The sequence below is a fragment of the Actinopolyspora sabaoui genome (assembly GCF_051225635.1).
Classification (GTDB): Bacteria; Actinomycetota; Actinomycetes; order Mycobacteriales; family Pseudonocardiaceae; genus Actinopolyspora.
The window spans coordinates 63980-85344 of the sequence record NZ_JBMIHH010000005.1 but is presented as its reverse complement, the minus strand read 5'-3'; the positions used below and the strand labels follow the sequence as shown (position 1 = coordinate 85344).

The 21365-nt window shown below is 66.4% G+C and carries 29 protein-coding genes and 1 pseudogene; 23 read left to right on the top strand and 7 right to left on the bottom strand.

All coding sequences use genetic code 11. The annotated features are described in order from the left end of the window. Window positions 1-24: 24 nt before the first annotated feature. Window positions 25-846: a CPBP family intramembrane glutamic endopeptidase gene (locus tag ACOQFL_RS10430; RefSeq protein WP_435543927.1), complete on the top strand. Its 822-nt coding sequence runs from the start codon at window positions 25-27 to the stop codon at window positions 844-846. A gap of 63 nt (window positions 847-909) precedes the next feature. Here ACOQFL_RS10430 and ACOQFL_RS10425 read toward each other — a convergent pair whose 3' ends face one another. Further along, window positions 910-1419, bottom strand: coding sequence for a hypothetical protein (locus tag ACOQFL_RS10425; protein ID WP_435543926.1), 510 nt, complete (start codon window positions 1417-1419; stop codon window positions 910-912). A 294-nt stretch (window positions 1420-1713) separates the two neighbouring features. Between ACOQFL_RS10425 and ACOQFL_RS10420 the strand changes: the two genes are divergently transcribed. The 3 genes from ACOQFL_RS10420 to ACOQFL_RS10410 all read left to right on the top strand — a co-directional run bounded on the left by ACOQFL_RS10420 (window position 1714) and on the right by ACOQFL_RS10410 (window position 4067). Continuing rightward, the gene (locus ACOQFL_RS10420) at window positions 1714-2511 is read left to right on the top strand and encodes an alpha/beta hydrolase family protein (protein ID WP_435543925.1); all 798 of its coding nucleotides are present in this window, start codon (window positions 1714-1716) and stop codon (window positions 2509-2511) included. 182 nt (window positions 2512-2693) lie between these two features. Next, window positions 2694-3179: a GNAT family N-acetyltransferase gene (locus tag ACOQFL_RS10415; RefSeq protein WP_435543924.1), complete on the top strand. Its 486-nt coding sequence runs from the start codon at window positions 2694-2696 to the stop codon at window positions 3177-3179. A gap of 108 nt (window positions 3180-3287) precedes the next feature. After that, window positions 3288-4067, top strand: a complete 780-nt coding sequence (locus ACOQFL_RS10410; RefSeq protein ID WP_435544277.1) for an aminoglycoside adenylyltransferase family protein — start codon at window positions 3288-3290, stop codon at window positions 4065-4067. A 120-nt stretch (window positions 4068-4187) separates the two neighbouring features. Here ACOQFL_RS10410 and ACOQFL_RS10405 read toward each other — a convergent pair whose 3' ends face one another. After that, window positions 4188-4835 carry a hypothetical protein gene (locus ACOQFL_RS10405; protein ID WP_435543923.1) on the bottom strand — a complete coding sequence of 216 codons (648 nt, stop codon included), beginning with the start codon at window positions 4833-4835 and terminating at the stop codon, window positions 4188-4190. 1 nt (window position 4836) lies between these two features. On the opposite strand from ACOQFL_RS10405, the gene ACOQFL_RS10400 reads away from it, so the two are divergent. Continuing rightward, complete coding sequence (locus ACOQFL_RS10400) at window positions 4837-5334, top strand: GNAT family N-acetyltransferase (RefSeq protein ID WP_435543922.1); 498 nt, start codon at window positions 4837-4839, stop codon at window positions 5332-5334. A 144-nt stretch (window positions 5335-5478) separates the two neighbouring features. Here the strand turns inward: ACOQFL_RS10400 and ACOQFL_RS10395 are convergent, their stop codons facing one another. The 3 genes from ACOQFL_RS10395 to ACOQFL_RS10385 all read right to left on the bottom strand — a co-directional run bounded on the left by ACOQFL_RS10395 (window position 5479) and on the right by ACOQFL_RS10385 (window position 6637). Further along, window positions 5479-5985 (bottom strand): hypothetical protein, encoded by a 507-nt coding sequence (locus tag ACOQFL_RS10395; RefSeq protein WP_435543921.1) that lies wholly within the window; start codon window positions 5983-5985, stop codon window positions 5479-5481. Then, window positions 5985-6263 carry an HC3 family zinc finger protein gene (locus tag ACOQFL_RS10390; protein ID WP_435543920.1) on the bottom strand — a complete coding sequence of 93 codons (279 nt, stop codon included), beginning with the start codon at window positions 6261-6263 and terminating at the stop codon, window positions 5985-5987. The genes ACOQFL_RS10395 and ACOQFL_RS10390 overlap by 1 nt, the downstream gene beginning before the upstream one ends. Window positions 6264-6349: 86 nt before the next feature. Beyond that, the gene (locus ACOQFL_RS10385; protein WP_435543919.1) at window positions 6350-6637 is read right to left on the bottom strand and encodes a hypothetical protein; all 288 of its coding nucleotides are present in this window, start codon (window positions 6635-6637) and stop codon (window positions 6350-6352) included. 118 nt (window positions 6638-6755) lie between these two features. Between ACOQFL_RS10385 and ACOQFL_RS10380 the strand changes: the two genes are divergently transcribed. From ACOQFL_RS10380 to ACOQFL_RS10350, 7 genes are all read left to right on the top strand, one after another. Then, on the top strand, window positions 6756-7628 hold the full coding sequence (locus tag ACOQFL_RS10380; RefSeq protein ID WP_435543918.1) for a helix-turn-helix domain-containing protein: 873 nt from the start codon (window positions 6756-6758) through the stop codon (window positions 7626-7628). Between the two features lie 31 nt (window positions 7629-7659). After that, entirely contained in the window at window positions 7660-7782 is a 123-nt protein-coding gene (locus tag ACOQFL_RS10375) for a DUF397 domain-containing protein (RefSeq protein WP_435543917.1), read from the top strand. A gap of 113 nt (window positions 7783-7895) precedes the next feature. Next, entirely contained in the window at window positions 7896-8102 is a 207-nt protein-coding gene (locus ACOQFL_RS10370) for a DUF397 domain-containing protein (RefSeq protein WP_435543916.1), read from the top strand. 117 nt (window positions 8103-8219) lie between these two features. Then, on the top strand, window positions 8220-8615 hold the full coding sequence (locus ACOQFL_RS10365) for a hypothetical protein (RefSeq protein WP_435543915.1): 396 nt from the start codon (window positions 8220-8222) through the stop codon (window positions 8613-8615). Beyond that, window positions 8612-9157 carry a DUF3558 family protein gene (locus tag ACOQFL_RS10360; protein WP_435543914.1) on the top strand — a complete coding sequence of 182 codons (546 nt, stop codon included), beginning with the start codon at window positions 8612-8614 and terminating at the stop codon, window positions 9155-9157. Before ACOQFL_RS10365 ends, ACOQFL_RS10360 begins: the two co-directional genes overlap by 4 nt. Window positions 9158-9173: 16 nt before the next feature. Further along, window positions 9174-10691 carry a hypothetical protein gene (locus ACOQFL_RS10355; protein WP_435543913.1) on the top strand — a complete coding sequence of 506 codons (1518 nt, stop codon included), beginning with the start codon at window positions 9174-9176 and terminating at the stop codon, window positions 10689-10691. Beyond that, window positions 10691-11476 carry an ESX secretion-associated protein EspG gene (locus ACOQFL_RS10350; protein ID WP_435543912.1) on the top strand — a complete coding sequence of 262 codons (786 nt, stop codon included), beginning with the start codon at window positions 10691-10693 and terminating at the stop codon, window positions 11474-11476. Before ACOQFL_RS10355 ends, ACOQFL_RS10350 begins: the two co-directional genes overlap by 1 nt. A 98-nt stretch (window positions 11477-11574) precedes the next feature. Here ACOQFL_RS10350 and ACOQFL_RS10345 read toward each other — a convergent pair whose 3' ends face one another. After that, the gene (locus tag ACOQFL_RS10345) at window positions 11575-12540 is read right to left on the bottom strand and encodes a hypothetical protein (protein ID WP_435543911.1); all 966 of its coding nucleotides are present in this window, start codon (window positions 12538-12540) and stop codon (window positions 11575-11577) included. Window positions 12541-13138: 598 nt separating this feature from the next. Between ACOQFL_RS10345 and ACOQFL_RS10340 the strand changes: the two genes are divergently transcribed. The 11 genes and pseudogenes from ACOQFL_RS10340 to ACOQFL_RS10290 all read left to right on the top strand — a co-directional run bounded on the left by ACOQFL_RS10340 (window position 13139) and on the right by ACOQFL_RS10290 (window position 20547). Next, window positions 13139-13426 carry a hypothetical protein gene (locus tag ACOQFL_RS10340; RefSeq protein ID WP_435543910.1) on the top strand — a complete coding sequence of 96 codons (288 nt, stop codon included), beginning with the start codon at window positions 13139-13141 and terminating at the stop codon, window positions 13424-13426. A 30-nt stretch (window positions 13427-13456) separates the two neighbouring features. Next, window positions 13457-13861: pseudogene (locus ACOQFL_RS10335) on the top strand (transposase); the annotation flags it as partial. Between the two features lie 46 nt (window positions 13862-13907). After that, window positions 13908-14189: a hypothetical protein gene (locus ACOQFL_RS10330; RefSeq protein ID WP_435543909.1), complete on the top strand. Its 282-nt coding sequence runs from the start codon at window positions 13908-13910 to the stop codon at window positions 14187-14189. Between the two features lie 129 nt (window positions 14190-14318). After that, window positions 14319-15074, top strand: a complete 756-nt coding sequence (locus ACOQFL_RS10325) for a hypothetical protein (protein WP_435543908.1) — start codon at window positions 14319-14321, stop codon at window positions 15072-15074. A gap of 13 nt (window positions 15075-15087) precedes the next feature. Beyond that, on the top strand, window positions 15088-15987 hold the full coding sequence (locus tag ACOQFL_RS10320; RefSeq protein WP_435543907.1) for an ABC transporter ATP-binding protein: 900 nt from the start codon (window positions 15088-15090) through the stop codon (window positions 15985-15987). Beyond that, on the top strand, window positions 15987-16814 hold the full coding sequence (locus tag ACOQFL_RS10315; protein ID WP_435543906.1) for a hypothetical protein: 828 nt from the start codon (window positions 15987-15989) through the stop codon (window positions 16812-16814). The genes ACOQFL_RS10320 and ACOQFL_RS10315 overlap by 1 nt, the downstream gene beginning before the upstream one ends. Window positions 16815-16879: 65 nt before the next feature. Further along, a complete protein-coding gene (locus ACOQFL_RS10310; RefSeq protein WP_435543905.1) occupies window positions 16880-17854 on the top strand; it encodes an arsenic resistance protein in 975 nt (324 codons plus the stop codon). 263 nt (window positions 17855-18117) lie between these two features. Then, complete coding sequence (locus ACOQFL_RS10305; protein WP_435543904.1) at window positions 18118-18588, top strand: hypothetical protein; 471 nt, start codon at window positions 18118-18120, stop codon at window positions 18586-18588. Beyond that, window positions 18585-19046, top strand: a complete 462-nt coding sequence (locus ACOQFL_RS10300; RefSeq protein WP_435543903.1) for a MerR family transcriptional regulator — start codon at window positions 18585-18587, stop codon at window positions 19044-19046. Before ACOQFL_RS10305 ends, ACOQFL_RS10300 begins: the two co-directional genes overlap by 4 nt. Window positions 19047-19083: 37 nt before the next feature. Next, entirely contained in the window at window positions 19084-19350 is a 267-nt protein-coding gene (locus ACOQFL_RS10295) for a hypothetical protein (protein WP_435543902.1), read from the top strand. Between the two features lie 348 nt (window positions 19351-19698). After that, window positions 19699-20547, top strand: coding sequence for a phosphatase PAP2 family protein (locus tag ACOQFL_RS10290; protein WP_435543901.1), 849 nt, complete (start codon window positions 19699-19701; stop codon window positions 20545-20547). A gap of 119 nt (window positions 20548-20666) precedes the next feature. Here ACOQFL_RS10290 and ACOQFL_RS10285 read toward each other — a convergent pair whose 3' ends face one another. After that, window positions 20667-20882 (bottom strand): hypothetical protein, encoded by a 216-nt coding sequence (locus ACOQFL_RS10285; protein WP_435543900.1) that lies wholly within the window; start codon window positions 20880-20882, stop codon window positions 20667-20669. Window positions 20883-21365 lie beyond the last annotated feature (483 nt).

Sequence of the window (21365 nt, the reverse complement as noted above, 5' to 3'; positions counted from 1 at the left end):
TTACCGCTGCCCCGAGGCGCCCGGGTGAGCGTGTGGCTCGCGGTGGTCGGACTCGCGAGTGGTCTCCCCGCATCGCTGGCGGCGGCCTTGGGCTGGGAGGACGCTGGTTTGGTACTTCCGCCGATCATCGCGGTGCTGCTGGTCACGAGCGCGGTTTTCCTCCACCGAGCCGTGCGACCACTGCTGTTGGTTCTGACCGCTTCGGTGAGCGGGTTGTGGCTCATCACCGTCGCGTTGGAACTGGCGGAACCGCTCCTGCTCGGATGGCCGACCGCAGCACGCGTGCTCGCGGTCAACGGCGCCAAGGTGTTGCCACTGACCCTCACCGCGCTCGTGCTCGTCCGGTACCGGCCGGGCCGGCACGAGATGGCACTAAGACTCGGCCAGTGGCGCGCGGACAGCGGGCTACGCGTGGCCGGATATCGGATCGACTGGAGATTGATCGGCACGACCGTCGGCCTCGTGGTCTGCTGTGGCACCATCGCCACCGGAGTCGAGGAATTCGACGTGGCCGGGCTGAGCGAAGCCCTGAGCTGGCTGCCCGTCTACACCGCCGCGGCGGTCGTCAACGCCACTGCCGAGGAGTTCCTGTTCCGGCACGCGATCAACGCGGTCGCCGGACCACTGATGGGCAGGACAGCACTCATCGCACTCACCTCGGCGTACTTCGGAATCACCCACATCAACGGCACCCCGAGCGGCCTCGCCGGGATCCTGCTGTCCGGCGCCTTCGGCGTGGTGCTCGCGCTGGCGATCGACCACACCAGGGGGTTCTGTTGGAACTGGACACTGCACTTCATCGCCGACATGGCGATATTCTTCACGCTGATCGCCGCGAGCGGCTGACGACGAACCGCACCGACCCTCGCCGAGACTCGTCCGATGTGGACTCTCGGGTCTTCCGGGAAGTCAGCCGGAGGTACTGGGCGACTCCATCGGCTCGTGGGGGTAAGCGGCGATTCGGCGGGCCTCGGTGATGATCTCGGTATCCAACTCCGCCACCGTGTATTCGGTGTACTCGACAGTGTCGTAAGCGTCGTCGAGCCCGACGAACGGCAGGGCAAGATCCATATTGGATCCGTGAACCCGGCTGATACGCCAGGCGAACGCCCTGGGCCTCATCTCCCCCGCCAGCAACCGCCGCGCGAGCAGCCGCACGGCGGGTTCTGTCGCGGCCTCGCTGTCGAGCGGGTAGAAGACGAGCCCGAGCTCACCGAGCGCCGTGGGAAGCAACTCACGCACTGCTTCAGTGGCCTCGATGCGGGTGCACGCGGCGAGAACGCGCAGCGCCGGACTGTCGAGCCCGGCCATGAGCGCGTCGCAGGCGGAGCGAACGACCGCTTCGGCGCGGATCTCCCGCGCACTCCACAGCACGGCGTGCTCCTGCGACGCGGTCGCTGCCGTATCGGGCGAAGTCACACTTCGATATTCCGATTTCCGCCGTTGTCCCTGTAACGTCTTTCACCATGCGGCACCGTGGCGACCTCGTACCGTCACGCACCGGCCCCGTGCGGAATTGCCCGGGACAATCACCGGACGAGGTTGTTGCGGTAGTAGCGATCCAGGTCCTCGAGGAGTCGTCGATGCCCCGCGCCGGAGACATTGGGCGGACCGTCGCGGCGCGGACTCCGCGAGAGAGCGGCCACGTTCGCACGGATTCCGCCACCGGCGTAACCGATTCCACGCGTACGGCCGTGGGCCTATCGTGACCGCATGAACTCACCGATCACGGGCACGGCCGCCGGGGTACCGTTCACCGCCCTGCCACCGGCGGACGAGGGCTTCGCGCCGCTGATCGTCACCTGGCACATGCTGGACGCGCCGAGGTCGGACGCCGCGTTCGCCGCCGCGTTGCCGATGAACGACCTGCCCGCCTGGCGGGTGCACCTGGGCATGCCGATGTGCGGGGCGCGCATGGTCGACGACAGCACCGACGCCATCGTGGAGCTCGCCCGCGAGGACGCGCTGAAGTCCTTTCTGCACCTGTTCGTCCGGCAAGCGAGCGAGGAGTTCCCGGCGGCACTGGAGTCGATCCGTGCGCGACTTCCGGTGGACGACGGACCCGTAGGGGTGCTCGGTGGCTCGCTGGGTGGGGCCGTCGCGCTGCGGATACTGGCCGACACCGACACACCGGTCTTCGCCGGGGCCGTGGTGAACGCCGCCATCCGAATGAGGTCCGTCGTGGACCTGTTTCCCGGTGACTACCCCTACGACGCCGAGTCCACCGAGATCGCCGCCGATCTGGACTTCGTCACCAAGGCGGGCAGGATCGCCGATCGCGCGCCGCTGCTGGTCGTCAGCGGCGAGCGGGACCACCCGACGCTGCGTGCCGACGCGTTGGACCTCGTCGACGCCGCGGGGCAACGGGCCGAACTGCTGTCGATTCCCGAGCTGGCCCACCCGCTCGCCGAGGAACCCGGCATCGAACCCGCCCCGCAGCAGCCGCTGGCACGTGAGGTGGACCTCGGTCTGACCGCGTGGTTTCGACGCCACCTTCCGGAACGGGGCTAGGTAAGACGGCCCATCTCTTGAAAGCGAGGCCCGGCTGTGAGCCGTGCCCGTGAAGCAGGTCGGGCGCCTGCGGAAAAAACACGGAAGGAAGTCGTGGAAGGAGCGTGGCTTCGGAGCGGCGAGAGGTACAGGGGCGGTATAAGTTGGACGTGATCCGCAACGCGCGAGCCGACGAGCTTCCGATGCTCCGGGAAATCGAGACGGCCGCGGGCGCGGCCTTCCGTGAGATCGGCATGCACGAGATCGCCGACGACGAACCACCCACCACCGCCGAGCTCGCCGCCTTCCAAACCGACGGTCGCGCGTGGGTCGCCGTCGACGCCACGGATCGTCCCGTCGGTTATCTGCTGGCGAGCCTCGTGGACGGCGACGCCCACATCGACCAGGTGTCGGTCCGCCCCGACCACGCGCGCCAAGGGCTGGGGCGGGCGCTGATCGAGGTCGTCGTCGGGTGGGCACGTGGCCGGGGCCTGCCCGGGGTGACGTTGACCAGCTTCGCCCGGGTGCCCTGGAACGCGCCCTACTACGAACGGCTCGGTTTTCGCATCCTGCCCGACGAGCAGCTCACGAGCGGACTGCGTGCCATCCGTGACGAGGAGTCCGCGCGGGGATTGGACAGCTGGCCGCGCGTCGCCATGCGCCGGGTTGTCACCGACCTTCCGCGCTGAACGATCGTCGGTGCGACGCCGCCGAGCCGGCCGATGCGGAGCCGCACTCCATCGGAGGATTTTCGGTGGCTGTTCACCGGAGACGTGCGGCAGGCTGACGACGTGTCCATGTCTACTGCTGACGCGGCGCAGGAAGCCGCGGTGGTCGAGCTGGTGCGGTCGGTACTCGACGGGGACCTGATCGGCGTACAGCGCTACGGTTCGGCGGTGCACGACGGGCTGCGACGTTTCAGCGATCTCGATTTGCTCGTCGTCACCCGGCGAACGATCGGGCCCGCTCGACGGCGGGCGCTGGTGGAGGGTTTGCTCGGCATTTCCGGCCCCGAGCCCGGTGCGCGGCCACGTCCGGTGGAACTGACTGTCGTGGTCGCCGGTGAGGTGCGGCCCTGGCGATATCCGCCCCGCGTGGATCTGCAGTACGGCGAGTGGTTGCGCGCCGAATTGTCCACCGGTGCCGAACCGCCCTCCGGCCCGGATCCCGACTTGGCGGTGCTGCTGACCTCGGCCCGCGAGCGCGGTGTCGCACTGGCAGGGCCGCGAGCCACGGAGTTGCTGGATCCGGTGCCGCACGAAGATTTGGTGCGGGCCGTGCTCGACGGGCTGCCGGGGCTGCTCGCCGAGCTGCACACCGACACCCGCAACGTGGTGCTGACCCTGGCCCGGATGCTGGTGACCGTGCGGACCGGGCGGATCGCGCCGAAGACGGAAGCGGCCGAGCTGGTGCTTCCGCGACTCTCCGACAACGACGGGAACGTCCTGGCACACGCCCGCGCCGTGCACGCGGGTGAGCAGGAGGCGCTGCCCGCGGAGCTTCCCGGGCTCGACGATTTCGCCGCACGCATGGCGGCGGCGATCCGACAGGCGGCGATCCGGGCGGATGCCGGATGACGAGCGGTGCTGAAAAGCCCCGAAGCGAGCGGACATGGTGCGGCCGGACGCGAGCTACCGGTCGCGGAAAGGACCACTGGGTGCCCGGACATCCTGTCGATTTCGGGTGGCCGTCCGAGTTCAACGCGATGTCCGGGGTGGCCGCACGATGGACACGTTCTCGGACAGCGGGGTGATTTCGCGCTCGGGCCAGCGGTGTGCCAGACCGTGCAGTCGCTCCAGCAGCAGCGTGGACACCCCGAGGAGGTTGCCCGGTTCCTCATTCACGAGGTTGAGGTGCAGCAGGTAGTCGTGCGGTTCTGTGTCGGCGAGCCAGCGGAACCGCACCACGAGAACGCCGCCCACCGCTACGGCGTGGAAACCGACGATGTTGTCCAACACACCGGCACGCTCGGCCACCTCGTTCGGTTCGGAGCCCAGCGGGGCGTAGGCCACCCACTCTCCGCTGCCCGACCGCAGTGCCTCGTCCACGACCTCGGACGGCAGCGGCGGCGTGGGACGGGGAACCTCGGCGGGGTCGCGCTCCGGTCGGGAGCCCCACTCGGCGTTCTCCAACTCGGCCAGGCGCCGCACTTCCTCGGTGTCCACGGGAACAGAATGGCAGCGGAGAACAGCGGCGCGAAACTCCCCGAGGAGTGCGCCCGCCGTCGTGCTCAGCCGCTCGCGATACCTCGGCAGCGTAGCGATCACCACTCCAGCGGCGACAGCAGCGGGATACCGCAGCGTTTTTCGCGGCTCGCCCGTGGGAACGGCTGTAAGCTCGGTCATCGTGAGTTGGTTACCCGATGGCTTCGTCCACCCTGGCTACACGCCCGTGCCCGACACCGCGCTTCACCTGCGGCCGATTCGGGAGGCGGACACCGCCCTCGACTACCCCGCCGTGATGGGTTCCCAGGAGCGCTTATGGGAAATCTTCGGTCCGGCCTGGGGTTGGCCCCGGGAGACGATGACGTACGAGGAGGATCGCGTCGAACTGCTGCGGCACGAGAGCGAGGCAGCCGCGCACCGCTCGTTCAACTACGCCCTGTTGGACGAGGCGGAGACGGCGATCCTCGGCTGCGTCTACGTCGATCCTCCCGAGCGCATCGGTGCCGACGGCGAGGTGTCCTGGTGGGTGGTGGACGAACTCGTCGGCAGTGAGGCCGAAGAAGCGCTCGACGCACTGGTGCCGCGGTGGATCGCCACCGAATGGCCCTTCCGAAACCCCCGGCTGCTGGGGCGTGACATCACCTGGCAGGACTGGCTCGCACTGCCACGCGTCCCCTGACACGCTCGATGCCGATGCCGGATCTCCCGGTGGCCGTCGGCCCTGCCATTCGTTCCCGATTCGGCACCGAGTCGGAACGACCACCAGCGGAGTATTTCTCGCTATTATTAATGAGTACGCAGCAGCCCGACTCCGTGGCAATTGTCAGGCAGGTGCCAGGAGTCGATGGCGTCCGATGTAGCCGGACTCCGGTCCGAGGCTGTCGGGATGTGGGCGGCGGCCGAGCAGTTCGGCGATGTCCTGCTCCACCAGGCTGGGGCCGTTGCGGTGTCTGCCGGGACTTATCGGTGGAAAAGGCTTGGGATGCCGGGGAATCTCGCACGCGGAGAACCACCGCGGATGATCCGGGTCGTCCAGCGGCCAGTGGATCTCGGTGGTTCGCTCGGTCGTCGCTTCGGGGTGTTCGAGCACCGCGCGGGTCGGTGGTGTTCGTGGTTCGGGCACGAGCCGGGGTGCGAACTCCCCGGCATCGGGCGGGGACGACGGCGTGGCGAGTGCGTGGCGCTCGGTGAGACTTCTGACGGTGAGTGCGCCCGGCCCGGCGTCGGCGTGCTGCCCGTTGCCGCCACGCAGCGGGAGAAAGGTGCAGAGCACCGTCGCGAGCACGGCCCCGAGGAGCCAGAGCGGGCCGAACGGTTCGTGGAGTGGCATCACAGGAACTCCGTGCCGAATTGGTCGTGCAGTCTGCGGCGGGCATCGCGGTGGCGTTGTTCGCGGTTCTCACTGCGGATGAGGGCCTCGCTCATGCAGGAATCGCAGGTGGGCAACAGCCAGTCCGCATCGGACGGTTCGACGAGTGTCACCGAGACGCCGCACAGGGTGTCGCGGTGCTGTTCGGGACGCGGCGGGGTGTCAGGGCCGAAGGCGTGGCGGTATCCGGCGATCGGGTTCCACCACACCACCGGACCGCGCCAACCAATGCTGAACACGTGGGTCTCCCTTCCATCGGGGCGAAAGCTCGAACTCTGGGTTCGAGACGCGTAGGGGTTCGGAGTCGAGGGCGAGCGCGCTGCGCTCACCCGTACGGAGGACGTTGCTCGTGCGAATGGCGTTGTCCGCCATCGGGTCCGCCACCGGCGGGCGCGCTCAGCAGCACCCGCATCACGCACGCCGCGCAGGGCTCACCCGCCGCGCCGCGCGGAGTGTGCCGTGGATCGGTTACCCACTCGGTGTCGCGGCGGGAGAACTGCCGCCCGCACGGCGAGATGAGGTAGTCGCGCCCCACCGCGACGTCCACGGCGTGCGCCAGCCGCTCGGACTCGGCCGCCACACCCTCCCGCCACCGAAACCACCACCAGGACATTTGGCTCCTCTCCGGTGAGATCATTAAGCATAGGCTGCCATCGCATAATGCGATTTTGTAAGTACACGATCAGGTGAGGATCTTGTGAAAGCGCTATGCGCTCGTGAAAATTGGTCACATGGCGATCAGTCCGACAGTGCGACGACGCATACTGGCGAGGAAGCTGCGTGAACTACGTGAGCAGGCGGAGCTCACTCAGACCGAGACAGCTCGTTCGCTCGATTGGAAGCAGAGCAAAATCAGTCGTATCGAGGACTGCCATCAAGGAGTCCGTGTCTCGGACCTACTCGCCATGCTGACCATCTACGACGCGGGTTCCGCGACGAGAGAGCTGTTGACCAACCTGGCCAGGCAGGCAAGCCGAAAAGGCTGGTGGCACTCGTACGCCGATGCACTTCCGTCCTGGTTCGAGACATATGTCGGTCTGGAGGCCGAAGCCGACACCATCCGCACTTACGAAGTGGACGTTGTTCCGGGCTTGTTGCAGACCGAGGCATACGCTCGCGCGGACACTCGTGCCACGGTCCTCGACGAGACCGAGGAGAACCTTGAGCAACGAGTGGAACTGCGCTTGCAACGACAACGACGGCTGTACGACGAGTCGCCGTTATCCCTGTGGGCGGTGGTAGGCGAAGCGGCTGTCAGACGCCCGGTAGGCGGTCACCACGTGATGCGCGAACAGCTTCAACATATCGCCAAACTGGCCGAAAGGAGTGATGTAACCGTTCAGATCATGCCGCTGGAAGCTGGCGAGCATCCCGCTACGGGCTCATTCACCATCCTCGGCTTTCCACAAGTGCAGCATCCCGAGGTGGTGTACCTGGAGTCCCAGGTCGGAGGACACTACTTGGAAGAGCCACACCAGACAGCACGATACTCTCGTGTCATGGATCATCTTCGTGCTCACGCGCTCGATCCGGCAGAATCACTACGGGTACTACAGACCCGAGCCGACGGGAGAGCTGAGCATGCGGGAACTCCAATGGCGTAAGTCTTCGCGTAGCACTGGCGGAGGTAACTGTGTGGAGGTCGGTTTCGCCACCTCGACCGTGCTGGTCCGCGATACCAAGAACCGCGACAGGGGGGCCATCGCTGTTTCCCCCACAGCCTGGCAAAGCTTCCTCACCACCCTGAAAAGCACCTGATATCGAGGTACGGTGACGTTCCCCCTCTCATCGTCAAGCGTTGCCTACAGCGAACAAAATCGGTAGATTTGGTGGTTAGCAGGCAAACGCCGATGATGGGGAACAACATCACCATGAGCGATAGCCCAGCGTCCGTCGACTGGCGGAAAAGCACTCGCAGCAGTGGGGGCGCGAACAACTGCATCGAGGTCGGTTTCGCCACCTCGACCGTGCTGGTCCGCGACACCAAGGCCCGCGAAGGCGGCACGCTCGCCCTCTCTCCCACCACCTGGCAAAGCTTCCTCAGCACCCTCAAAAGCAGCACTCCGACTTTTGGGTGAAACACCGGGGTGACGTACACCCCGTTGCCGACAAGCCGTTGACCCCCGTCGAGCAAGATCAGTAGGCTCGGAATTTCGTAGGGCACACGCCGACGATGGGGGAATCAACGCATCACCATGAGCGACGACCAGAACCTGACCGGCAACCTGTCGACCACCAACGACGCCATGCAAGGCATCATCACCGCCGCCAACAACGGCCAATTCGTCATCACCCCCGACGCGGGCGACGAACTCATACAGATCTTCCAGGATCTGGAAGAATGGGCCGAGAACGCCCAACTGGACATAATCGCCCTCAAGCAGAAGACCCCGCTTGGAAATAGCCCAGCCGGGAAAGCGATATCTGACTTCAACCAGAATGTGGCAGCAGGCGACGAGGAATCTTACGAACAACTAGTCCTCAAGATAAGAGAGCGATCCCCCAAGACCGTCGAAGCAATCAGAAAAGCGATCCGCTCATACCAAGAGTCCGACGAAGTGAACTCCAACCAAATCAACGGAATCGCATGATTCACCACACTAACCTGAAGAAAATAAACAAAAAGACATTCGCCGCTACGGCAGTCCTTCTGGCTGCGGCAGCGATATCCTCTTGCTCTTCTTCAAACGGAACCGATACAGACGGAGAAACCGAGAGATCCTCCCAGGAGAGCACGGACGCAGTCTCACTGGAGAACATATCTCCATGCGAAACACTGAACCAAAAACAAGAAAATAAAATCAACACAGAAAACACTGGAACCACAAGAGAAGCAGCCGGATCAAAATCTTGCCGATGGACACTGAACGAAGGAGCACTAAGTGTAGCATTCCACCCGAACAGCACTCTTGGCGACATCAACCTATCAGAAGGAGATACACGACCTTTCTCCGTCAACAGCAAGAAAGGAAAGATATCCCAAGGAATATCAGGGGAATCATGCACAGTGGCAATCCCTGTAAATAATTCGGAAACCGTGACTGTTGACACCTTGGGAGAAGGAAACACCACCTCGTGCGACCTGGCCAAGAAGATCGCACCGATGGTAGAGCAGAACATTTCGGACAGCTGAGAACCAGGGGGATTTCGTGTCCGAGGGGGACCAGGGCTACCGCAGCCACGAATACATCGCCGACCGGGAACGCGAGGCGTACAACCGCGCCCGGGGTGACTTCGAGCACCAGGCCGCCGGGCACGTGCCGGTCGGCAACGGCGACATGAGCACGCAGCGCGCGAAGGAAGTCGCCGCGAACGCCGCCGAGCACTACGGCACCCAACAGGCCAAGGCCATGTCGGGCGACCAGTCGCTGCGTGGTCGCCCCACCGCACTGGGGTGCACCGCATACGAGTCCTATCCGCACGCGGAGCTCGAGAAGTTCGTGCGGGAAGAATTCGAGCCGACGAAGGTTCACGACGTAGGCCGTATCTACCACAGCCACGGTGCCAAACTCATCGAAATCTCCGACCGCATCAAGCAGGCCGCCGCGAAGACGGAGCAGAACTGGCAGGGCCGCGCGGGTGACGCCATGCGCGCGCAGATGAACACCGTCTCCGCGCACATGGGGCATTCCGGCGAGGCAGCGCAGCTGACGGCGAACCAGATCGGCTTGCAGGCCGAGGCCGGTGAGCAGGCTCGCAACTCGATGCCGGAGGACCCGCAGTTCAGCCTGATGCATGAGCTGTCCGCAGTCGCCTCGGACCCGAACCCGGCCACGATCGTGCAGCGCGCGGCTGAGATCCGCCAGCGCGCCGATGAGGCCAAGCAGGCCCACCAGGAAGCCGCCCGCGTGGTGTCCACGATGGAGAACGACTTCGGCGGTGCCGCTGAGAACACCCCGCGGTTCGCCCCTCCCCCGCAGTCCACCGACGAGAACGCGGGTGACTCCGGCACCGGATCCGGCGGCAGCGGTTTCGCGACCGTCGGCAGCACCACACCGTCGAGCACCTACGCGGCCTCCGCCCCGAGCGGCACCACGGCACCGCCCTCCTCGGGCGTGTCGAACGCGCCGGGCGGCTACTACGGCCAGACCCAGCAGCCTTCCACCACCGCGCCCGCCTGGAACTCCGGCGGCAACGCGGGCAACTCCGGTCTGCCACCGGGAGCGGTGCGCGGCCCGGACGGCACGAACTACCGGCAGGACCCCCGGACCGGCCAGTGGCAGCGGCAGAACTCCGCCAACGGCAGGTGGGCACCCGTCCCACCCGGCCAGCAGGTGCCGGGCGGTGGCCGTGCCGGCGGCACGACCGGCGGACGCGGGGGTTACTCCGGCGGCCGCGCCGGTGGCTACGGCGCGGGAGGTTACGGCTCAGGCGGCTCCGGCTCGGGCGGTTCGGGGCTGGGCTCCGGCGGACGCGCGGGGGTCGGTGGCGCTCCGACCGGCGGTCCCACCAGCGGCACGCCCGCGAACTCCTCGGGGCGCGGCGGCGGCAGGATGCCGATGGGCGGTGCCGGAGCGGGCTCCGGTCGCGGCCAGGGCGAGGACGAGGAGGAGCACGAGCGCAAGTACGTGCTCGAAACCGACGAGATCGGCGACGACCTCGGACTGCCCCGGGTGGCTCCCCCGGTCATCGGCGCCACGCCGGAAGAGGAGGACGGCCGTAACTGATGCCGAGATCGTTCACGCTCTCGACACGTGCGGCCGACATCCTCTGCGAGGACCTCGGCGTCGACCTCCGAAGATTCCCATTCGAGCTGGAGTACCACGGCGGAACCACCGACGAGCGCTCCCGCGTCCGCCAGGAGGTGTGGCGGGAGCTCGCCAACCGTGGGCTGGCCGACGGCCGGGAGCCGGACCAGGACGTGGAAGCGGCCCTGCGGCTGCTGCACTCCCCGAAGGTGGACATCGCGGTCACCTGGCTGGAAACCGCCACCGAGGAGGTGTTCCGCGCTCGCACCGCCGTTTCCGGCAGGCTCGGTGTCCAGGCGGTGCAGGGCACCGACGGGCTCCGGGTCCGGTTCGTCGACACCCGGAGCCTGGTCCGCGGCTGCACCGACCTGCTGCCCGAGGTCTCGGCGGGAAAGCTGGAGACTGCCACCGTCAACACCGCCGCCGGATCCGGCGGCGGCCAGGAAACCGGCGGGGACTCGTGGCTGACCGGTGCGGAGCACAAACCGCCCGCGCGGAGCAGCGATCGGCAACTGCGGGCGGCGCAGCGGATCCTGACGCTGCCCACCGAGCGGATCGGCTACTTCTTCGTCAGCGGCAGCCCGGCCCACGGCGAAACACCCCGGCTACCGGCGATCGGCTGGCGCGACACCGAGGACGGCCGCTACAGCATCACGTCCCGGCGCAACAACGACGGTGCCGACTGGAACACCTTCGCCCCCGCCGACAAGCAGCGACTAGCCGGCTACCTCACCGAACAGCTCAACGCGCTGGGGAGTGGGTGACGGGGAACCGACACCTCGGTGTGGATGACGTACGTGCCGGTGGCCTCTGAGCCGCACGGCGAGGGTGCGCCCGGCAGCGTCTCCGCTGTCGGGTGTGCTCACTCGTCGAGATCGATCCGGAAATCGGTGATGATCAGCCCGGGGGCGGCGTGGAGCTCCAGTTTGAGTGGTCCCCGCGCGGGTCGCCGAGGGGCCTGCCACTCCATGAGGACGTGCGAGTGGTGCGGGGGCGCGAAGTCGGGGACGGCCATCGCCTCCCACTCGGCGGGCCGTTGCGGGCCGCTCCACCTGCCGGGCACCGTGATCGCCTCGGCCAGCCGCAGCAGCACCGCGTTCGGGTCGTAGTCGTACTCGCCGAGCAACAGCAGCAGCGACACCGTGTCATTGCTGTGATCGAGATCGGGTTCTCGCATGACCTTGTCCACCCCGCTGGGCAGGTCCGAGCGCAACGGCGCCAGCAGATCCTCGGCCACGGCCAGCGCGTCCTGCTCGTCCTCGGTGGCTATCTTGACGTTCGCGACCACCCGCACCCGGGGCACGCCGTCGTTGCCGAGACCACCGCTGATGAGCAGCTCACGCGTGAACTGGGCCTTCTCCTCTTCGGTGAAGTTGTGTCCCAGCACCAGCGTTTTCGGCTCGAGCGAAACCTCGTACGGGTACAGCCCCAGCTCGGCTCGGATCGTGCCGCTGAGGCAACCTTCCGGGCGCCGCCCCGGCCGCCCTTCGGTACCGAACTCGACGTAGGCCTCCCCCAGTCGCTCCGGATCCAGCCGGACGGAGTCCTCGTGCAGCCCGAGCCTCTCCACGAGCGGCACCACCGCCTCCGGCAGCGCACTGCCGAACCTCTCGTCGGTGTCGTACTTGCGGTAGACGGTCAGCTCCAGCTTGTGGAACGGGAAGGGAGTGTCCTCATCGGGTTGGACACGCACCTCCTCGGCACCGGTGTCCTCGATCAGCCGCGTCGCAGCCCGCAACGCCTCGGCGGAGGAGGCCGAGCGGATCGACAACGCGATCCGCGCGATCACCACCGGATCGCCCTTGTAGAGCGTCTCGTCCTCGTCCATCCACTCTGTCCCTGACTCCCGACAACACTCGGCCCGAAACAGGCACCGACAGCGAGCAGTAAGCCTATCGAACCAACAACTTCGTATTGCTGTGCCACTCCGACCGGTCAACGCTGCACCGAGGAAGGAACTCAGAACCGCTGGTCAGCAGTGCCGGACTAGATCTTCGCCGCTGCACTGGTCCAAAGAAAATCCATTGGCCAACAGACCACTGCGAAGCTTACCATCACGGAAGTGACAGCTTCGACATCACTGCGGAAAATCCGTACGAGTACTGTAAAAGCATGATACCGAACAACGGAGATAGACGGAGCTCTCATGCGGCGACGGCCACAACTGCGAGGCGGTACACATCGAAATCAAACGGAACGTCCGTGATCGGCCCACGAGTTCGGGCTACATGCCTGGCACAACAGGCCACATAAATTACGATCCCGGCAATGCCGAAAAGCGGCAGTGACACTTCATCTGAAATGCTTTACCTCGAGCAAGCATAACTATCGGCAACAACGCAAAACTCCTTCTCGTCCCTAAAAACAAAGAGAGGTATTGGCCGGAGCATGCTTACGCTCAATCCCGAAAAATCCTACCAGGAAGGATGAGCATGGACCCGGGCGATCTGTACAGAGGGGTTTACGTCACGTGGGACCCCCCAACAGGAGAAGAAGATCGTCGCGCTCCGGGGGCAGGGCTACTTCGTGGCCACCCCGGAACAATAACCAGTCCGTACTGGCAAGACGTGGAAGTGATGTGGTTCCTCAAAGAGAAGGAAATGGCCACCACGGGTTCGGTGTACAGATACCAGGATCTGCGCAAGGTGACACCACTCGAATTCCTGGATGCCTGCCAACAAGCCAAAGAAAGAAAAGAACAAGGACTCTTCTAGACAACACCGAAGCCGGGAACCGGCGCCAAGAAGATCAACAGACGCAAACGCCACATCGCCGTGGACACCCTTGGCCTACTGATTTGCGTCCTGGTCACCGGCGCCGATGCCCAAGACCGCACAGCCACCCGCACCCTGTTGGCACGCGCGACGTACACCTGCCCCAGCCTGCGCCACCTGTGGGCCGACTCCGGCTACACCGAAACCCTGCTGAACTGGACGAGGCCCCTGTTCGGAACCACCATCGACATCGTCGCCAAACTCGCCGGTCAAACCGGATTCGTCGTACTCCCCCGACGCTGGGTCGTCGAACGAACCCTGGCCTGGATCAACCAACACCGCCGCTGTGCGCGCGACTACGAACGCCTGCCCGACCACCACGAAACCTTCGTCCGCTGGGCCATGATCCGAACCACCAGCAAACGACTCACCTAAGTTCGAGAACAGGCTCTGATGGACGAACTACTTCAGAGGAGAAAATGTGGATCCAGAGGAAATTTACGTAGGAGTGTATGTGGTATGGGACCCGTTCGAAGGGGAAGCCGCTCCAGGAACAGCTAGGGAGCTGCTAGCCGCAGGACATCCCGGAATAATAACAGAACCATACTGGCAGGATGTAGGAGTGAAGTGGCTTCTCCGCGAGAAGGAAATCGTAACCAGAGGATTTGTTTACAACTATAAAGAATTAAAAAAAGTCACACCGTCAAAATTCCTGGAGGCTTGCCAGCAAGCCAAAGAAAGAAAAGAACAAGGACTCTTCTAGACAGCACCGAACCCGGGAACCAGCGTCAAGAAGGTTAAAATATACGGAAACGCCGATTCCTGGGCATTCACGACGCACACGAAGTTCTCCGGCAGGATCCATGATCATCCGTGTTAGATTCGAATCACTATGAATCTCGTCCTGAGACGCGGCGGTTCGGCCGGGTACTGGCCCGGCCAACCGTTGGTGAACATCGGTGCCGGGCTGCTGCTCGGAATCGCGCTGTTCGTCGTGGAACTGCAGCACCGGATCTCGCTGAAGGAAGCCGCGATCGGTTACTTCGCGTACTCGGACCCGATACCCGTGATCCTCGCGCTGTTCGTCGGAGTGCTGGCAGCCGCACCGGTGTTCGTGACCGACCAGGAGACCGGGCGCAGTCCGTACCTGCGGATCGCGGGAATCGGGCCGCGCGAGCACGTGCTCGGCTCGATACGCGTGGCGGCGGGTCGGACAGTGGTGACGACGGCCACGATGGTGGTCTTCGTCGACGTGCTGGCGCTGTTCGTCTACCCGCTGCGCACCGTCGACGAAAGCGTGCTGCTGTGGCCCGGGATGCACGCCATGGGACCGGTGGTGGACCTGGTCATGCTGCTGTGGTGCTGCCTGGTCTCGGTGGGCGTGCTGCTGGTGGCGCACCTGCTCGCCGTCTACCGCACGCCCCGGCTGGTCGCGCTGGTCTGCGCGCCGCTGGCGGTGCTGCTCGGTGCCCTTGTGGGCGATGAGCTCGGGCTCACGCCGATAAGGCTGATGCTCACACCCGGACACGGGGTCGCACTCTTCCCGCACAACCCGCTGAACTGGACGATCGGCCCCGCGCTGTGGCTGCTCGTCGACGCGGCACTGATCACCCTCATCGCCCTACTCGCCCCCCGAGCCGAACGCTAGGTCGCACAACCATATGGAAACCCCGAACCGGGCACTGCTGGAAACCGAGAAACTGGGCAAACGCTTCGGCAACCACTGGGCGGTCAGCGACGTCGACCTCGCCGTCCGAAGTGGCCGAACCGTCGGCATCGTCGGCCCCAACGGCGCGGGCAAGACCACGCTGCTGGCCGCGCTGCTGGGCCTGATCGAACCGAGCGCGGGAAAGCTGCACCACCACACCGCAGGGGGCACGCGGCCGAGCTTCGGCGCGGTGCTCGACCAGGACGGGCTGATCAACAGCGTCTCCGGGCGCCGCAACCTCGATCAGTGGGCCGGGATGCTGGGCGGCGTCACGTCGAACGAGGTGGACGAGTGCCTCGACGCGGTGGGGATGCGCGAGGGGGCGCGCAAGCGGGTCGGCACCTACTCGCTGGGAATGCGGCGCCGGTTGTGCCTGGCGCGGGCGCTGCTGGGCGAGCCCGAGGTGCTGGTGCTCGACGAGCCCGGCAACGGGCTGGACCCCGCCGGGATCATCCGGCTCAAGGAGCTGATCGGCGAGCGGGCACGTGCCGGAACCGGGGTAATCTTCAGCAGCCACTCGATCGCCGACGTCGACGAGATGAGCGACGAGATCGTCTACATCTCCGGCGGCGAGGTCGTCACCCGCTGGCCCGAGAACAGCCCCCGCTGGTGGCGACTGCGCTTCGCGGCCGAGGACGAGGACGCGGAAGCCACCCGGCACGCCGCCGCCACGGTGCTGAAGGAGCACGACTGGACACACCGGATCGACCCCTACATCGGGGTGCTCGCCGAGCGGTCCGCGCCGCTGCACGAACTGCTGGCGCTGCTCTCGCGGGCGGAGCTGCCGCTGGGAAACGTCGAGGACCTGGGCCGCGACATCGAACAACCCTTCCGCGGATTGGACAGCTGGTGATGCCACGAGACCCGAATCCGGTGCGACGCGGCGGCACGGCACGGCTGGCGGTGCTGCTGGCCACGTTGCCCGCGCTGCGCTGGGCCACCCCGGTGATCCTGCTGGCCTGGTTCTTCGTCGGCACCAGCTCCACCCCGGCCGGTCTGCCTCCCGAACCGACCTACGGGGACTGGCTCGTGCTGTCCTCGTTGGAGCCACGGACCCTGGCGATGGAACTGGTGATTTTCTACGCGCTGCTGACAGCCGTCACGCAGGCGGCCTCCCGCTCGAACGGTCTGCACACCCACGCGCAGCTGGTGCTCGGCTCCGGGCGCTGGATCACTTCGGTGATCGGCTCCGTGGTGCTCACCGCCACGGCCTTCCTCTCGTCCTGGCTGCTGCTGTTGGTCTACATGACCTACCAGTTCGAATCGGGGCCGCGAAGCCTGCTGCTCACCGCCCAGGCCGTGGAAGGACTGGCTCCGGTGATCCAACCGGGGATCGGTTTCGTGTTGCTGGCGCTGCTGCTCGACTGGGCCGCGCTGGTGCTGACCGGACTGCTCACGGCCGCCGTCGTCAACGGGCTGCGGAACCAGCGGACGGCCACCCTGCTGATCGCCGGGGCACTGCTGGTGCAGGTGCCGCTCACCTCGACCGGCATCGGGCTGCGCTGGGTGGAGCTGGCCGATCCGTTCCTGGTGCTCACGGCATACCCTGTGCTCTACGCCCAGAGTGGCACCGTGCTGGCGGTGAAACTCGCCGCGAACCTGCTGGTGTGGGGCGGGTTGTGCGGGTGGCTGCTACGCCGCCCGCGCCACAACGCCGCGCTGCTGGCCGCACCGAGCTGAGTGATCGCCGTCCCTCCTCGCCTGGGGACCGGCGATCACACCCCGGGAAAGGAGACCGCACGCGCGTGTCCGCGACCCAGTGGCTGGAACGCCACCAGATTCCGATCTACCTCGGCGGGCTGCTCCTCGGCGCCGGCATGGGCCTGGCGTTGCCCGAGAGCGCATTCGTCTGGGAGCACGCGATCTATCCGGTGCTGGGAACGCTGCTGTACGCGACGTTTCTGCAAGTCCCCTTCACCCGGCTGACCCGTGCGTTCCGCGACGGGCGGTTCCTGGCGGCGACGCTGCTGCTGAACTTCGCGGTGGTGCCGCTGATCGTGGCCGCGCTGACCGCCGTGGTGACCTTGCCGCGGGCGGTGCTGCTCGGGGTGCTGCTGGTGTTGCTGACCCCGTGCATCGACTACGTGATCGTGTTCACCGGGCTGGCGGGCGGGGACAGTCACCGCCTGTTGGCCGCCTCGCCGCTGTTGTTGCTGGTCCAGATGGCGGCGCTGCCGCCGCTGCTTTGGCTGTTCCTCGGTCCAGGGCTGGCCGACATCGTCGCGGTGGGGCCGTTCCTGGAAGCCTTCGGGTTCCTCATCGTCGCTCCGCTGGGACTGGCCTGGGCCACCGAGGCGCTGGCCACCCGGCACCGCACCGGCGAGGTGCTCTCCTCGGCCGTCAGCGCGGCGATGGTGCCGCTCATGGCGGCGACGTTGCTGGTGGTCGTCGCGGGCCAGATCCCCGCGATCAGCCACCGGCTCGGCCGGATCGTGGCCGTGGTTCCGCTGTACGTGGCCTTCCTGATCATCATGGCCGGAGTCGGTTACGGGCTGGCGCGAGGGTTCCGGCTCGACACGGGTCGCTCCCGCGCGCTGATCTTCAGCGGTGCCACCCGCAACTCCCTGGTAGTGCTGCCGCTGGCGCTGGCCCTGCCTGCCGGTTACGCGATCACCCCGGTAGTCGTGGTCACCCAGACGCTGGTGGAACTGCTCGGCATGGTCGGCTACGTCCACACCATCCCCCGGCTGGTCCGGTCACAACCGCTGTCGAAGAGCTGAGGCGCACGCCTCGACCGCCGAATCGTGGTTGCATCCTGTACCTGGGTACAGGCTTACCGTCGACAGCACGAGGTTGCCGCGGCGCGATGCCATGGTTGAGAGGTACCACTGCCCTACCTGGGCCGGGGCTGCTCGGGACCGCCGTGACGCCGCGCGGTGGCGACGTTGGTCCCGCACCTGGTCTACGGCGTAACCCTGGGGCTCGTGCTCAACCGGCGTCGTGCGTCGCGGCGGCGTACCACTGGAACAGGAGGGGAACCGCGATGACGACCGACGAGAACGCCGGGTGCGCCTGCTGCGGCCCGACCGTGGAAGACAACACACCTTCGGCTCTCACCGACAGCGTGGCCCCGGCCACCTGTTGCGATGTGCCGGAGGCCGGCAGCGACCACGGCGGTGATTCACTCCTCGGGTGGGTCCCGCCTTCGTGCGAGTTGCCGCCGTCGCGGCAGCCGGAGCGAGCGGCCGAGTTCGATGCGCTGTTCACCGCCGCACTGCGGAGTTTCCACAGGCCGGAACCGACCCGACTGCTGTTGGTGTTGGATCCGGCCTGGCAGGACACCGCGCGGGACCTGGCAGAGCGGGAAAGCCGCTGCTGCTCGTTGTTCACCTTCGTCTTCCGGCAGGGCGACGACGAACTGCGGCTCGACATCACGGTTCCCGCGGCTCAGCAACCGGTCCTGGACGCACTGGCCCGGCACGCGGCAGCGACCTCGCCGGAGGGAACCCCATGAGCACCACGAGACTGCGCAGCGGACAGCTCGCCGAAGCCGCGGGGGTGAATCCGCAGACCCTGCGCTACTACGAGCGGCGCGGGCTGCTGGCCCAGCCCGAACGCAGCCTGGGTGGCCATCGCCTGTATCCACCGGCGGCGGTAACCACGCTGCGGGTCATCAAGGCAGCGCAGCGGTTGGGCTTCACTCTCGACGAGGTCGCCGACCTGCTCGAAGCAGGGCGACCGCGCCGGGCCGGCCACTCCGATCCGGGCTTGCGGGAACGGGCCCAGGTCAAGCTGGCCGAGGTCGAGGCCCGCATCGCCGACCTGCGGACCATCCGCGCCACGCTGCTCGAAACGGTCGAGGCAGGCTGTGACGATCTGACCTCCTGCGCCACCAGCACGGACTGCCCACTGCCGTTCGCCGACATCGCCGACATCACCGAAGAGAACCACGATGAGCGATCCTGCTGCTAACCGGCCCGCTCGTCGGAGTCGAAGAGCATCAGCCGGTTTGGCCGGACTGGCCGGAGCGGCATGCCTGGCATGCTGCCTCCTGCCCGCACTCGTCACCGCCGGGCTGCTCGGCGGTGCCCCCGCGGCCGGTCTGGTGACCTGGCTGCCCGCGATCGCCGCGGCCCTGGCCCTGTCGGCGGTCGTGACGTGGAAAGCACACCGGTCCCGCGCGCACCGGTGTGGCCGCGACACGCCATGCGGCTCAGCAGCGGGTGCTGCCTCCCACGTCACCACGTCGCGCTGCCGCTCGCACCGAGCCGAGTGATCACGGCCGAGGTCCGCACTCAGCGGCCCGGAACAGCTCGCCGGGTCGCGAAACCCGCTCGCTTTACCCGTGCGCGGCCGGTAACGGTCTGCCCGACTCCGGGATCATCCGGCAGTCGGTCTCGTCGGGAACAACGGGTGTCCTCGTGGTAAACAGAGGAGAAACCCTGGCGGTACTGAGCGTGAACAGCTCTCGCCGAAGCGGGTGTTCGTCGCGCACGCGCCGGATGCCCCCACCGCAGGACGACCATCCGAACCGAGTCGGGATTCCCGCCTCCCACAGTGGAGTGCTCACCGCGCTCCGATGGGGCCGGTGATCCCGTGAGACACGATCCCAGGCGAGGACCGCATGCACGAAACGGGCCCGACGGACGAGCTGACCACGTTAACGAGCAACCGGGCTGTCTCGGGTGTCGAGGACGTCCCGGACGTCAGCGCCAACTGGTACCTCCACATCATAGAGTTCGCGAACTCGACGCCGGATTTCGTGCACCTGCTGGCGATCCTGTTCACCGACGGCTCGCTGTTCGTCATGGCCGCCGTCCTCGCCTGGGGCATGTGGCGGGCACGGGGGCTGCCCGCGCGTGGAATGGCGTTCGCGCTGCTGGCGCCGTTCGGCATGATCGCGGCCTACCTCGTCAACGACACCATCAAGGGCTTCTTCGAGGTGGGACGGCCGTGCCGGTTGTTATCGGACGTCAACACGATAGCGGTGTGCGACCCACCCGGTGACTGGTCCTTCCCCAGCAATCACTCCGCCGTGGCGGGCGCCACGGCCGTCGCGATCGTGTTCGCGTGGCGCAGGCTCGGTGTTCCGGCACTGCTGGTCGGGATCTCGACCGCGGCCTCCCGCGTGTTCGTGGGAGCGCACTTTCCGCACGACGTGATGGTCGGCTTCCTGGTCGGGGCGAGCGTGGTGCTGCTCGTGATGCTGCTCGGCGTGTACCCGGCCACTCGGGCCGTGGAGAAACTGCGGGAGACCCCGAAGTTGGGAAGGCTGCTGACCAAGGGCGACGAGCTAGAACACCGGACGGTGGATTCGGCACCGGAACCGCCGACGCAGCCCATCGAGGCGCAGCCCATCGCGTCCCCCACGCAGCCCGTCGAGCTTCCGACGCAGCCCATCGCCGTCCAGCGAAACGCAGGACAACGAGCCACCGAGCAGCCTCGGGAGACCTACTCGAACAGCGCGCGCTGAATCGGCAGCGACGCTGCCACGAACGCGGACCGGAGCGGCTCCCACCGTCGACGCGGCATCGCGGCGACATGGGGGAGCCGACTCGGAAAGGCCGCGAACTCGACGGAATCGAGTGCCGGTCACGCCTCGGTTTCGTACGCTCGGGCTCGACGCGGCCACAGGGCTCGTCCCAGTGACCACCGTTCCCAGGTGTAAAGAATCACCACGGCCAACACCGCGGTACCCGCCATGGCCGCGAAGCGACCGATCTCCACTGTGACGCCCTCCGGTGGGAACAGCAGTTCCGGCACCAGCTGGCCCAGCAGAAGCAGCACGCCGAACCAAACGTACTTCATGGCACTCTCCGATAACGCCGCTAGGAAAACACCTCAGACATGGAAAATCCGCTGTTGTACTCGGTCGGACGGTTGTGGCGGCCGACAGCGGTCGGCCATCCCGAACTGCACATGAACGAGACACCCCAGGGAACCACGAACCCAGTACGCGCGACCAGCGATCCTAACGGCACGGCACCCGGAAACAGCACCCCCGTCACCCGTAACGACCAGCGAGGTCATCCGGAAGCCACACAACGTTGTCCAACTCTTCGCCCCTCGGCCATTCACCCCTCCCCCGAAGGTGACCTCACGAAGCCGAGGCAGCTTCTTCTTCCCGCCGCGAAGCCTCGACGCGGCGGTGTCAATTTCCCACGAAATCGCCGCGCCGGAGGCCCTCGTTGGGAAGTGACCGTGCGGATCGCAGCTTGGGTGTCCCCGGTGCGTGAGTCGGATGCATTGCAAGGCCGGGCCGCTCGCCGCGTAGGTCGCTACTCAAGAGCT

Coding starts and splice junctions, on each gene's coding strand:
- ACOQFL_RS10420 (WP_435543925.1), top strand. CDS start 1,714: ATGAACTCACCGATCACGGGCACGGCCGCCGGGGTACCGTTCACCGCC.
- ACOQFL_RS10415 (WP_435543924.1), top strand. CDS start 2,694: ATGCTCCGGGAAATCGAGACGGCCGCGGGCGCGGCCTTCCGTGAGATC.
- ACOQFL_RS10410 (WP_435544277.1), top strand. CDS start 3,288: ATGTCTACTGCTGACGCGGCGCAGGAAGCCGCGGTGGTCGAGCTGGTG.
- ACOQFL_RS10405 (WP_435543923.1), bottom strand. CDS start 4,835: ATGACCGAGCTTACAGCCGTTCCCACGGGCGAGCCGCGAAAAACGCTG.
- ACOQFL_RS10395 (WP_435543921.1), bottom strand. CDS start 5,985: ATGCCACTCCACGAACCGTTCGGCCCGCTCTGGCTCCTCGGGGCCGTG.
- ACOQFL_RS10385 (WP_435543919.1), bottom strand. CDS start 6,637: ATGTCCTGGTGGTGGTTTCGGTGGCGGGAGGGTGTGGCGGCCGAGTCC.
- ACOQFL_RS10380 (WP_435543918.1), top strand. CDS start 6,756: ATGGCGATCAGTCCGACAGTGCGACGACGCATACTGGCGAGGAAGCTG.
- ACOQFL_RS10370 (WP_435543916.1), top strand. CDS start 7,896: ATGAGCGATAGCCCAGCGTCCGTCGACTGGCGGAAAAGCACTCGCAGC.
- ACOQFL_RS10365 (WP_435543915.1), top strand. CDS start 8,220: ATGAGCGACGACCAGAACCTGACCGGCAACCTGTCGACCACCAACGAC.
- ACOQFL_RS10360 (WP_435543914.1), top strand. CDS start 8,612: ATGATTCACCACACTAACCTGAAGAAAATAAACAAAAAGACATTCGCC.
- ACOQFL_RS10350 (WP_435543912.1), top strand. CDS start 10,691: ATGCCGAGATCGTTCACGCTCTCGACACGTGCGGCCGACATCCTCTGC.
- ACOQFL_RS10345 (WP_435543911.1), bottom strand. CDS start 12,540: ATGGACGAGGACGAGACGCTCTACAAGGGCGATCCGGTGGTGATCGCG.
- ACOQFL_RS10340 (WP_435543910.1), top strand. CDS start 13,139: ATGAGCATGGACCCGGGCGATCTGTACAGAGGGGTTTACGTCACGTGG.
- ACOQFL_RS10325 (WP_435543908.1), top strand. CDS start 14,319: ATGAATCTCGTCCTGAGACGCGGCGGTTCGGCCGGGTACTGGCCCGGC.
- ACOQFL_RS10320 (WP_435543907.1), top strand. CDS start 15,088: ATGGAAACCCCGAACCGGGCACTGCTGGAAACCGAGAAACTGGGCAAA.
- ACOQFL_RS10315 (WP_435543906.1), top strand. CDS start 15,987: ATGCCACGAGACCCGAATCCGGTGCGACGCGGCGGCACGGCACGGCTG.
- ACOQFL_RS10305 (WP_435543904.1), top strand. CDS start 18,118: ATGACGACCGACGAGAACGCCGGGTGCGCCTGCTGCGGCCCGACCGTG.
- ACOQFL_RS10300 (WP_435543903.1), top strand. CDS start 18,585: ATGAGCACCACGAGACTGCGCAGCGGACAGCTCGCCGAAGCCGCGGGG.
- ACOQFL_RS10290 (WP_435543901.1), top strand. CDS start 19,699: ATGCACGAAACGGGCCCGACGGACGAGCTGACCACGTTAACGAGCAAC.
- ACOQFL_RS10285 (WP_435543900.1), bottom strand. CDS start 20,882: ATGAAGTACGTTTGGTTCGGCGTGCTGCTTCTGCTGGGCCAGCTGGTG.